This is a genomic window from Corallococcus aberystwythensis (genome assembly GCF_003612165.1).
Classification (GTDB): domain Bacteria; phylum Myxococcota; class Myxococcia; order Myxococcales; family Myxococcaceae; genus Corallococcus; species Corallococcus aberystwythensis.
In genome coordinates this window covers 17,891-28,516 of sequence record NZ_RAWK01000128.1, presented here as the reverse complement: position 1 = coordinate 28,516, position 10,626 = coordinate 17,891, and the positions used below count along the sequence as shown (strand labels likewise).

The 10,626-nt window shown below is 68.6% G+C and carries 9 protein-coding genes; 5 read left to right on the top strand and 4 right to left on the bottom strand.

Annotation, left to right across the window (positions count from 1 at the left end; genetic code table 11):
* Positions 1-2,182, bottom strand: a 2,182-nt coding sequence (locus tag D7W81_RS21610) for a serine/threonine protein kinase (protein WP_147445577.1), incomplete at its 3' end; no start/stop codon positions are given.
* Between the two features lie 311 nt (positions 2,183-2,493).
* A complete protein-coding gene (locus tag D7W81_RS21605; RefSeq protein ID WP_120557285.1) occupies positions 2,494-2,985 on the bottom strand; it encodes a helix-turn-helix domain-containing protein in 492 nt (163 codons plus the stop codon).
* 165 nt (positions 2,986-3,150) lie between these two features.
* Here D7W81_RS21605 and D7W81_RS21600 point away from each other — a divergent pair, with 165 nt between their 5' ends.
* From D7W81_RS21600 to D7W81_RS21590, 4 genes are all read left to right on the top strand, one after another.
* On the top strand, positions 3,151-5,049 hold the full coding sequence (locus tag D7W81_RS21600) for a ribonuclease R family protein (RefSeq protein WP_120557287.1): 1,899 nt from the start codon (positions 3,151-3,153) through the stop codon (positions 5,047-5,049).
* A 19-nt stretch (positions 5,050-5,068) separates the two neighbouring features.
* Positions 5,069-5,374 (top strand): immunity protein TriTu family protein, encoded by a 306-nt coding sequence (locus D7W81_RS21595; RefSeq protein WP_147445576.1) that lies wholly within the window; start codon positions 5,069-5,071, stop codon positions 5,372-5,374.
* A gap of 35 nt (positions 5,375-5,409) precedes the next feature.
* On the top strand, positions 5,410-6,012 hold the full coding sequence (locus D7W81_RS42030) for a hypothetical protein (protein ID WP_147445575.1): 603 nt from the start codon (positions 5,410-5,412) through the stop codon (positions 6,010-6,012).
* Positions 6,013-6,361: 349 nt separating this feature from the next.
* The gene (locus tag D7W81_RS21590) at positions 6,362-6,640 is read left to right on the top strand and encodes a hypothetical protein (RefSeq protein WP_120557283.1); all 279 of its coding nucleotides are present in this window, start codon (positions 6,362-6,364) and stop codon (positions 6,638-6,640) included.
* 203 nt (positions 6,641-6,843) lie between these two features.
* Here D7W81_RS21590 and D7W81_RS21585 read toward each other — a convergent pair whose 3' ends face one another.
* Complete coding sequence (locus D7W81_RS21585; protein ID WP_244227341.1) at positions 6,844-7,566, bottom strand: FG-GAP repeat domain-containing protein; 723 nt, start codon at positions 7,564-7,566, stop codon at positions 6,844-6,846.
* Positions 7,567-7,638: 72 nt separating this feature from the next.
* Positions 7,639-8,127 (bottom strand): YkgJ family cysteine cluster protein, encoded by a 489-nt coding sequence (locus tag D7W81_RS21580; protein ID WP_120557282.1) that lies wholly within the window; start codon positions 8,125-8,127, stop codon positions 7,639-7,641.
* A gap of 422 nt (positions 8,128-8,549) precedes the next feature.
* Here D7W81_RS21580 and D7W81_RS21575 point away from each other — a divergent pair, with 422 nt between their 5' ends.
* On the top strand, positions 8,550-10,595 hold the full coding sequence (locus tag D7W81_RS21575; RefSeq protein ID WP_120557281.1) for a PilZ domain-containing protein: 2,046 nt from the start codon (positions 8,550-8,552) through the stop codon (positions 10,593-10,595).
* Positions 10,596-10,626 lie beyond the last annotated feature (31 nt).

Here is a 10,626-nt window from a genome sequence, read left to right as displayed (position 1 = left end):
CTTCGGGAGGCAGAGACGGCACGCGGGCGATGGCCGTCTCGTTGTCGTTCAGCAGGGCCTGTGGAGGGGTGTGGGGCTGGGTGACGCGGAAGCTGTCCAGCGTGGAGGAGCGCGCGGGCCGGGGGCGTGAGTCCTCGGCGCTGTTGTTCGAAGCGTCGCGAGCGGAGCGGGACCGTGCGTCGTCGGTGGTGCCATTCGAGGCATCACGGGACGAACGGGCGCGTGCGTCGTCGGTGGATCCGTTCGCGCCATCGCGAGCAGGGCGGGGCCGTGAGTCCTCGGCGCTGTTGTTCGAAGCGTCGCGAGCGGAGCGGGACCGTGCGTCGTCGGTGGTGCCATTCGCCGCATCGCGACCCGAACGGACCCGTGTCTCCTCAGCGGATCCATTCGCGGCCTCGCGCGGAGGACGGGGCCGCGACTCTTCGGCACGGGCCCGCGCATCCTCACCGGATGCACTGAAGGCCTCGCGCGGTGGCTTGGGCCGTACGTCCTCGGAAGGCGCGTTGAAGGCCTCGCGCGGCGGACGGGGCCGTGATTCCTCCGCGGAGTCACGCCCGGAGCGCGGCCGTGCATCCTCCGGAGAGCCATCACGGGCGGACCGCGAGCGGCCCTCCTCGGACGACGCTTCCCGCCCACCCCGGGCCCGGGGCTCTTCGGACGGCGGCACGAAGGCTGGAGGCTCCTTCGACTGGCGCGTCTTCGGTTCCTCGGGGGGCTGTGAACCCACGCGCGACAGCGGCGTGAGGATGGTCTCGCTCTCGACGTAGCCCGGAGACGTCGTGACCTGGGACGCCGTGATGCGCAGCGACGCATCCAGCATCACGGGCGGCAGGGCGGGCTGGGTGCGCACGCCCGGTTCGGAATCGTCGGGCCGCGAGGACAGCTCATCCGTGGGCGGAGCCGGCCGGGGCGTCTCCGCTGAAGGTGACACCCGGCGCGAGGACGGCGCCGGCGCGGGCTTGCGGACCGCCAGCTCCTCCGTCGTGTTGCGGCGCCCGGACGCTCCCGGAGCAGGGGCCGGCGCCTTCGCCGGAGCGGGGGCCTTGGGAGGAGGTGCCGGCGCGCGAGGCGGCAGCGTGGAGGAGATCTGCGGCAGCGCCCCCGTGGGAGGAATCGTGACCGGCTCCGGGACGTCCATGCCCCGGGCCAGCACCTGCGCCACCTGCGTCTCGCTGGAGGTGCCGTCCCCGGTCGACTGTCCGCTCATCAGCAGCAGGCGGGTCTGGTCGCGGCGCTCGGTGAACAGGCGCAGCATCAGTTCGCTGCTCTGTTCGGGGTGCCAGATGCGCGGGCCCACGGCGCGCTCGATGGCGCGGGCGAACTCCAGCGTGGTGCTGTAGCGGTCCTCGCGCCGCTTCGCGAGCGCCTTGAGGACGATGGCGTCCAGCTCCGGCGGCACTTCCTTGTTCACGCGCGAGGGCGGGGTCACGTCCCCGCTCAGCACCGCGTTCATCATCGCTTCGGCGCTCTTCGCGTAGAACAGCCGCATGCCGGTGAGGCACTCGTGCAGCACGACGCCCAGGCTGAACAGGTCGCTGCGGGCGTCCAGCGGGTCGCCCATGATCTGCTCGGGGGACATGTAGCCGCTGGTGCCCTTCACCATGCCCACCTGCGTGCGGCTCGCGCGCGCCAGGCTCTTGGCGATGCCGAAGTCGAGCAGCTTGGTGACGCCCTCGTACGTCACCATGATGTTCTTCTCGGCGACGTCGCGGTGGACGACGGGCGAGGGCCGGCCCAGCGGGTCGGTGAAGGCGTGCGCGTAGTTGAGCGCCACGGCCGTGTCACGCACGGCCATCAGGCTCAGGCCCATGGGGATGGGCTCGTGGGCGGAGCGGCACGCGCGGGCCACCTCCACCAGGGTGGCGCCCGGGACGAACTCCATGGCGAGGAACAGCTCGCCGTCCGCCACGTCCAGGTCGTACACGTGGGCGATGTGCGGGTGGTTGAACGCGGCCGTGACCTTGGCCTCGTCCAGGAACATCCGGACGAACTCCTCCTCACCGCGGATGTCGGGGAGGATCTGCTTCAGCACCACCATCTTGCGGAAGCCGGCCAGGCCCTTCTGGGCCGCGAGGAAAATCTCCGCCATCCCGCCCGTGGACAGGCGGCAGAGCACCTCGTACTTGCCCAACACCCGGCCGCGGAACCCGTCCGGAGTGAGCGTCAGCGTCGTCCCAGCCATTGAAGGGGTCCGACTCTACACCGGGGCAGGCACTGGTGCGAAAGGCCCGGACCCCCGTTTCTGGCCGGATGCCAGGGTTTGAGGGGATGCGCCTCCGTCCGGGCGAGGCCCGGGTTTCCGGAAGGCAGGCACGAACTGTCCGACACGGAGGACGGCCCGGGGGACAGACGGACAGCGCAACGAGCGCCGGTACTGACAGTCATCTGACGAGGGAAGAACGTGTCGCAGACCGTGAGGGGAATCAGGACGTTCGCGTCGAGGACGACAGGAAACGGAGCGTGAATCACGGAGTAGGGCGTCCTCGTGCTCTTTCAGTCGAGTTCGGGATAGCCCCCGGCGTCCTGGCTCTCCCGCATCATCGCGTCGAGCTGGGAGCGGCGGTCCGTTTTCTGCCGTGCGCGGTATTCGAGGACGTCCTTGCTGTAGACGCGACGATGCGTGCCCGTGCGGTGGAAGGGAATCCGTCCCTCGTCGAGCAGCTGCACCAGGTACTGCCGTGAGACGTTGAGCAGGTTCGCGGCCTGCTGGGTCGTGAGCTCCTTGTGGACGGGGACCACGGTGACGGCATCCCCCGACGCGAGGATGGCGAGCAACTGCTGCATCAGCGCGAGCACATCCGTTGGCAACGGCACGGACTCATGGTTGGGCCCCAGCAGCGAGAAGAGCGGGTGTCCGCCACCCTTGTCGCTCAGCTCCCGGGTGATGAGCCGCGCGAGCTTCCGCACCTGTTCCAGCGTCACGTCGCTGGCGGCGACAGGCTCCGACGTCCGGGGCGGAAGGCCATCAGCTGGGGGCGAAGTCATGGGTTCCTCCGGGTGTGACCGTTCAGAAATCTTGGCCATATCCGACGCAAACGCAAGTAGCCCAGCGACGTCAGGTCAGGATGTCATCGAAGCCGGCGTCGTAGCCGCAACATGCATCCCAAGCTCTCCCCGCCCACCCTGGAGGTGGGTTACGACGGCGCTGACATGGACACCTCCGCCTCCCCGCGCACCGTCACCGGCCGCGTCGACGTGCATCCCCGTGGCTTCGGCTTCCTCACCGTGCAGAAGCCCGGCACCGCGGAGGTGCTGTCCGCCTTCATCACCCCTCCGGACTTGAACCCCCTCTTCGCGGGCGACGTCGTCTCCGCCACCGTGACCGCTTCCGGCGAGGGCCGGTGGACCGCGTCCGGCCTGTCGCTCGTGGAGCGCACCCGCACCGCCGTCTACGGCGAGGTCGTGTCGCGCAAGGGCGCCTTCTTCCTGCGCATCGACAAGGAGGTCTCCAACACCGACTGGCCCCTGGACCCGGGCGCCACCCCCGTCCAGCACAACGACGCCGTCGTCGCCCGCATCGCGGACGGCAAGGTCGTCCTCCTCTACAAGCTGGAGCCCGGCGCGGACCGCTCCCTGGAGCGCGTCATCGCCCGCCACGGCCTCCACCGGGACTTCTCCCCGGAGGTGGTCCAGGAAGCCCTCCGCGCGAAGGAGACCCCCCACGCCCTGGGCGGCGCCCGGCGCGACCTGCGCTCCATCCCCACCGTCACCGTGGACGCGCCCTCCACCCGCGACATCGACGACGCCATCTCCGTGCTGCCCGCGGGTCCTGACGGCGCCCTGCGCCTGCTCGTGTCCATCGCGGACGTGAGCGAGTCCGTGAAGGAGGGCACCCCCCTGGACCTGGAGGCCCGCGCCCGCGCCACCAGCGTCTACCTGGCCGGCCGCGTGCTCCCCATGCTCCCGGAGGAGCTGTCCTCGCACTGGCTCAGCCTGGTGCCCAACGAGGAGCGCCACTGTCTCACCGTCGAATTGCGCATCGACCCCGACGGCCGCGTCACCGCCGCGGATGTCTATGAAAGTCTCATCCGTTCCTGGGCGCGGCTGAACTACGACGAGGTCGCGGAGTTCCTAGACGATGGCACCGTGTCCCCCGCCATGGAGCCCGTGCGCGAGGCCATGCCCTGGTTCCGTCTGGCCTCCGCGCGGCTCGCCGTGTCCCGCGCGGCCCGGGGCGGCATGGCCATGTCCCGCGACGAGGCGCGCTTCACCTTCGACACCTCCACGGGCGCCGTGTCCGGGCTGGCCGGGGAGAAGGACACCTCCGCGCACAACATGATTGAGCGCTTCATGGTCGCCGCCAACGAGGCTATCGCCACCTGGCTGATGACCCGCGGCGTGCCCACCGTGTACCGCGTGCACGAACAGCCGGACCCCCAGCGCGTGGCGGACGTGAACGCGTTCGCGCTGCACTCGGGGTTCGCGGCGGGCTTTGGCGCGCAGCTCACCCCGCTGGCCCTGGCCGCGTTCGACCGGCAGATCGCCGGAGCGAAGGCAGAGGCCGCGCTGCGCTCGGTGCTGCGCCGCTCGCTGGGTCCGTCCCGCTACACCGTGAAGCCGGGCCCGCACTTCGGCCTGGCCGCGCCGCTGTACCTGCACTTCACGTCGCCCATCCGCCGGTACGCGGACCTCGCCGTGCACCGGCTCATCAAGGCGTACCTCCACGGCCGGCGCGACTTCGTGCACGAGGACCCGGAGATTGAAACGCTCTCCCAGCACATCAACGTGCGCGCCCGATCCGCCAACCGCGCGGAGGTGGACCGCCACCACGAGCTGGAAGCGCGCTTCATGTCCACCCGCATCGGCCAGCAGTTCCCGGCGCGCGTCGTGCGCGTGAAGCCCTTCGGCCTCGTGGCGCAACTGGATGGCATGTGGGTGGAGGGCATGGTGCCGGCGGAAGGACTCGCTGGAGGCCCCTACCGTCCGGACGCGCGCGAGCTATCCATGGTGGGCAAGACGCGGACCTTCACCGTGGGCATGCCCATCACCGTGAAGGTCGTCTCCACGGATGAGCAATTGGGCCGGGTGGAGTTCGCGCTGGTCGAGTAGTCCTTTTACCTCACGAGCCATGCCAACACCTTTGATTGACGTCCTTCGCTCCTGGTGCGCCGAACAGGAGCAGGCGCTCGCCAGCAAGGGAGTCAAGGTGGAGTTCTTCGAAGGAGGGGCCGAGAGCGCCTACATCGATCTTCAGTCCGAGCTGATACTTTCACGTGTCTCGCTCTGGGAGAATGGGCTCTGTGACATCGAAAGCCTCAGCGTCGCGACCAGTGAGCAAGTGATGTGTCAACATCATGAAGGGCTCCAGAGAGACAGCTTGGTGTCATTGCTCAATGGGCTTGTGACTTGGATGATTGAATTTCGTGAAGGCTGAGGTGCAAGCGCCCGCTTGTACCGTAGGTGCTCTAGATGAGCATGAAGTCAGTGCAGGACATCCAGGGATACGAATTCGACTGGCCCGCGTGCGATGACGCGGGCCATGTTGGATTCTTCAGCACGGCAGGGGGAGGCTATGTGCCGAGCAAAGTCCTGCTGGACACGGATGCCCTGGATGCCGCCATCCATGACATTCTCGCGTCAGCTGTCTCTTCGGGAGTGCGTTCCGCGCCGATTTCGATGGCTGGCCCTATGCTCACGGTACATGTGGATCCCAACACCCTGGCTATGTCTGCGTCGGGGATGATCTCGGGTGTGATTCTCCTCCGAGGAGAAGAAAGCTCCTTTCCGGACGACGCATGGAATGACGCTCCCGTGGTTTTGCTCAAGTGGTGGTTGGAGGAGCTGACAGGGCTTCAGTCAGGGCATGCTGCCACGGCGTGCTGCCATTTCATGGATGGTCCGTTCTCATTCGATGTTTCACTGAGCGACGGCGAGTTCATGCTGAGGTGTCAACGTCAGCGACAACACGCGACCCAGGTGGTTTTGGAAAGCCGCGTGCCCTCCGCTGTATTCATGGAGGTATTGGTGGCGGCAGCACATCAGGTGGTTGACGGAGCGCTCCATCATCGGTGAGTACTGGGACATGCGGACGGAGGCGATGCAGACGTTCGAAGTCGACCTCGCCACGGGGGCACAGAAGGGCGGTGTGGACTAGATGAGCAGCGACGTGTTCTCGATTCCTGACGAGATTGAGCTTCTCGAGTTCTTCTGGGCGGAACCCGTTGAACGATCCGTCGCAGACGGCCCTCCAGGTCAGGGACTCGCCGCTGATCACTGTCTCCCATGAAGGAGCAGAATCAATGACAGTCTCAGGCAAGGTGATGACATGCCACTTCTCGTATGAAGGAAGTGATGCCCGGCTGGTGCTGCGCTTGGGCGATTCAATCAACGTGGATGGGTCAAGCCTTCGGAAGCCCCGAACATGAACTACGACGCTGTCATTGATTCACTCCGCCCGGAGGTTGAGCGGGGCCTCTCCAGGGAGGAGGCCGTCGTGGCACTCCATGCCGCGGGGCTGCCCATTATCTACAGCATCAAGGGGATCTCGCAGCTCTATGGCCTGTCCATTAGTGATGCGAAGTTCACGGTCGCAGGCCACCCTGTCTGGCGCAGCGTCGCCAAAGCGGCGGAGCCACTGCACGATGAGCTGGAGGCCTACGCGGAGAAGATGAAGGGGGGCGGCAATCCTGATGACCTCTGAGACGAGCAAGGCCTGGATTCAAGCCGGGAAGATCCTCGCGGAGAACCCAGCGGCCCAGGTCCGTTGCCCGGAGAAGGCAGACGGCTTTCTCACCGTTCACGACGTGACCGCTCCAGCAGGGCGCTTCGAGCGGTACCTGGTCTGCGACGTGTGCGGAGCACGCAACATCCTCCTCATGCGTGCTCCGCCTGAAACAGAGTGACTCACCCCGCCAGCGGCAGGCCGTCCGTGGACTCCACCAGGACGTTGCCGGGCACCCAGCCCAGCAATCCCGTGGACGACTTCACCAGGTACAGGACCTCCCCCCTCGTGGGGACGCTCGCGGCCAGCACCTGCACCTTGGAACCCTGCGCCGTCGTGGCCAGCACCGCGGAGCCCGTGCGGGCCTGCGTCAGCGGGAAGGACTTCTTCACCGTGGCCTCCACACCCACCGCGTACAGCTCCTGCGGCACGTGCACCAGCTTCCACGCCTTGCGGTCCAGCGTGTACTTGTCCCGCTTCTGCCAGAAGCCCATCCACGTATCGACCAGGACGATGCCGTTGCCCTTCGCCTCCGTCAGCGCGCGCACGTCCCCCAGCGGCTTCACCGCCTTGCCGTCGTAGCCGTAGAGGAAGAAGCGGTGGTCGTCGTCCATGTCCCCCAGCGAGTGGACCAGCAGCTCCTTCCACTTGTCGCCCGTGTCCAGGTCCACCACCGTGAAGCCGCGCACCTCGTTGCCGGACGCGTTGCCCTGCAACGTGGCGGCGCCGGCCTTCAGCGTGAACTTCCCGTCCTTGCCCGGCGTGAGCGACACCGCTTCCGGCTTGCCGTCCCCGTCCAGGTCCACCTGCGCGGACGTCACGGGCTCATCGTTCTTCTGGGCGAAGGCAGGGGCACCGGTGAACAACACGGTGGAGGACAGCACGGCCAGCAGGGACGTCTTCACGGAAGCAGGACCTCGGTCTGAAAGCAGGACCCCGCCACGCTAGCCGCCCGTCAGGCCCCCCGACACCCGCTTTCACCCCGAGCGGCGGAAGCGCCCCCGGAAGTGCTTGTCCAGGTACACCTCCGCGTGCGCCAGGGCCTCGCGCGTCTTGGCGGGCAGCTCCAACGAGGCCGCGGCCACCCGGGCCTGACGCATCGCGGAACCCCTTCCGTCCCCAGCGGAACCCGGGGCGCCCACCACCGCGTCCACCTTCGCGTGCGCGGCGTCCACCACGCCCTTGGCCTCCTCCAGGGACACCTCTCCCTCCGCCAGCGCGTTGAACAGCTGGCAGCGGTAGCGGCGGCAGGCCTCCGGGCGCTCCTCATAGACGGTGCAGCACAGGCCCTTGAGCGCGGCGCAGCGCTGGGGCAGCACCACCGCGCCGTCCTCCTTCACCGTCAGCGACAGGCCGCGCTGGCGCAGGGCCTCCGCCTCGGCGGGCTGGAGCGGCACCTGGGTGAAGAGGGTGCCGTCACAGCACATGCCGCAGTGGAGACAGAGGGTGGACAGGGCGGAGGACATGGCGTGCGTGCGGGATAACGCCTCGCGGGGGAGGGAGTCATCCCCGACGTGTGTTCGCCCGGACCTCCGTCCTCCAAGGCAAGCCATGTCTCACCAGCCAACATGCGACATGTCCCCGGTGTCGCATGTGTCAGAACCACCCTGTTTCATGGGGCGCGCGCGACCCGAGGGGGAGGGACAGGTCTGCACCTGTCTCAAAAGGCCATGCGCCTGTCCGTGGTGGAAATTCTCCAACCGTGAGAAGCCAATGCACGACAGTCCAGCGCGTGGCCGTGGGCACGGCCCGAAGGTCTGAGTGCAGGCGGGGTGAATGATCTCCACTCTGTGGGAATCCGAGTTCCCCGGGTCACCTGCAACTTGGGGACAACACGGTTTCTTCGGACGTCGTAGAATCATGCCCCGCAGCACATCAGGGAGCCCCCATGCACACCGACACTCACGACGCGCCGGCCGGCCGCGAAGCCCTCCTCGGATACCGGGTGGGGACGGAGCTCAGCGCGGCGGCCTCGTTTGGCTCGGATTTCTCCTCAGGGCGTCTGGTGCAGTTGTCGCTGGAGCACCTCACGCTCCATCTGGAGTCGCGCGCGGTGCCCCGCAAGGGCCAGGCCGCGTCCGTGGTGGTGGGGCAGGGCGAGCGGTGGGCCACCGCGCTGGACGCGGAGGTGATTGGCGTCAACGCCATGCGCCCGGAGGTGAGCCTGCGCTTCGTCGCGCCGCCGCTGGACGCGGGCCGCCGCATCGTGGGGCTCCTGGAGTCGCTGCGTGACAACGGCCAGTTGCTCACGCCGGAGACGCGGCCGGTGTGGCGTGAACACATCGACCGCGCGGACCGCGTGTCGCGCATCTGCGAGGCGCTCGCGTCCCGCCAGGCCCGCGGCGTCCTGCGCTCGCGCGACGGGCAGGCCGTGGCGGAGGTCACCGCCGCCTTCTTCGAGCCGCTCCAGGACGTGTTCGGCTGGAACCTGCACGGCACGCTGCCCCCGGGCCCCTTCACCCTGGAGGCGTTCGGCTACTCCAGCGTGGTGCACTTCCAGATGGACGCCGCGCGCATGGAGGGCGGCCTGCTGCTGATGCCCACGCCCACGTCGCTGGTGCGCTTCCGCCACCGGTGGCTGCGCCGCACGCAGGCCAGCGCGTCCTGCACGCTGGAGTTCGACCACCCGCTCTGGCCCCAGGTGCACGTGCACCGCGGCCTGCTGGATGTCTCCTACGAAGGCCTGTCCTTCCTCACGCAGCCCGGCGAGGACCTGATGTACCCGGGCCTGCGCCTGCCGGTGATGCAGGTGTCCCTGGACGGCCACGCGCCGGTGCGCCTGCGCGCGGAGGTGCGCAACATCTCCAGCACGCCCCACGGCCGCCGCTGCGGCGTGAGCGTCCGGCCCCTGGATGCGCAGGAGGCCCGCGCGTGGCGCGCGCTGGTGGAGGACCAGGCCCACCCCACCACCAAGGTGGAGGGTGACTGGAACGACGCCACCTGGAAGCTCTTCGAGCGCTCCGGCTACTTCCGCCTGCCGGGCAAGGAGCCGGAGAAGTTCACCAGCCTGCGCGACCAGTTCTCCCGCACGCAGGACAAGCTCCAGGAGGCGCCGCTGTTGGGCTACCGCGTGGCGCGTCCCGCGGAGGACGGCGGCATGGAGGCCACGCTGTCCGTCCTCAAGCCGTACGCGGGCAGCTGGATGGCGCACCAGCTGGCGCGGCACCAGCCCCCGGGCAGCCGCTCCACCGCGCGTGAGGCCCTGCGCGACATCTACCTGCGCGGCTACGAGCCCACCCAGGCGGACCCGGAGGTGAAGTGGTTCTTCGCCTACTGCGAGGCGAACGTGCGCTGGGTGCGCTACACGAAGTTCGACTTCGCCACCTGGTACGCGGACACCGGCCAGACGTGCCTCGTGCCCTTCCGCCTGATGGAGGGCGAGGTGGACAGCGTCTGGACGAAGCCCGCGAACATCACCCTGGGCACGGCGACCGCGGAGGAGCGCGCGAGCTTCTTCGCCCGCGTGGCCAGCACCCGCCCGGAGGCCTACAGAGAAGCGCTGGACCTGGTGCCGGAGCGCTTCGACCTGGAGACCACGCGCACCGGCTGGGGTGACGCCGGCCTGTCCCGCGAGCGCGAGCTGGTGGTGGCCCGCCATGAGGGCCGCGCCGTGGCCTTCGCGGTGTTCGAGTCCGCGCAGCCGGGCTTGAACCTCTTCAACGTGCTGGACGGCGTGCGCCTGGTGCCGCTGGAGGACGACGCGCGCCCGGAGGTGCAGGACGCGTTCGTGGCGCTGCTGGGCCACGCGGCGGAGTGGTACCGCGCGCGGGACCGCAAGGTGTTCGTCCACTACGTGGAGGCCACCTGCGTGGAGTACGCGGAGCGCGTGTCCCTGGCGGACCTGGGCGACGGCAAGCTGTGGGTGATGTCCGCCCGCCTGCTGCCGGAGTTCCTGGAACACCTCTGCGAGTCCACCACGCCGCGCGCGTCGTAGTGGACCCTCGCTTCAACGACGGGAGGGGCGG

Excerpts from the sequence above, each read along its gene's own strand:
- D7W81_RS21605 (WP_120557285.1), bottom strand. The coding sequence starts at position 2,985 with ATGACTTCGCCCCCAGCTGATGGCCTTCCGCCCCGGACGTCGGAGCCT.
- D7W81_RS42030 (WP_147445575.1), top strand. The coding sequence starts at position 5,410 with ATGAGCATGAAGTCAGTGCAGGACATCCAGGGATACGAATTCGACTGG.
- D7W81_RS21590 (WP_120557283.1), top strand. The coding sequence starts at position 6,362 with ATGAACTACGACGCTGTCATTGATTCACTCCGCCCGGAGGTTGAGCGG.
- D7W81_RS21595 (WP_147445576.1), top strand. The coding sequence starts at position 5,069 with ATGCCAACACCTTTGATTGACGTCCTTCGCTCCTGGTGCGCCGAACAG.
- D7W81_RS21580 (WP_120557282.1), bottom strand. The coding sequence starts at position 8,127 with ATGTCCTCCGCCCTGTCCACCCTCTGTCTCCACTGCGGCATGTGCTGT.
- D7W81_RS21575 (WP_120557281.1), top strand. The coding sequence starts at position 8,550 with ATGCACACCGACACTCACGACGCGCCGGCCGGCCGCGAAGCCCTCCTC.
- D7W81_RS21600 (WP_120557287.1), top strand. The coding sequence starts at position 3,151 with ATGGACACCTCCGCCTCCCCGCGCACCGTCACCGGCCGCGTCGACGTG.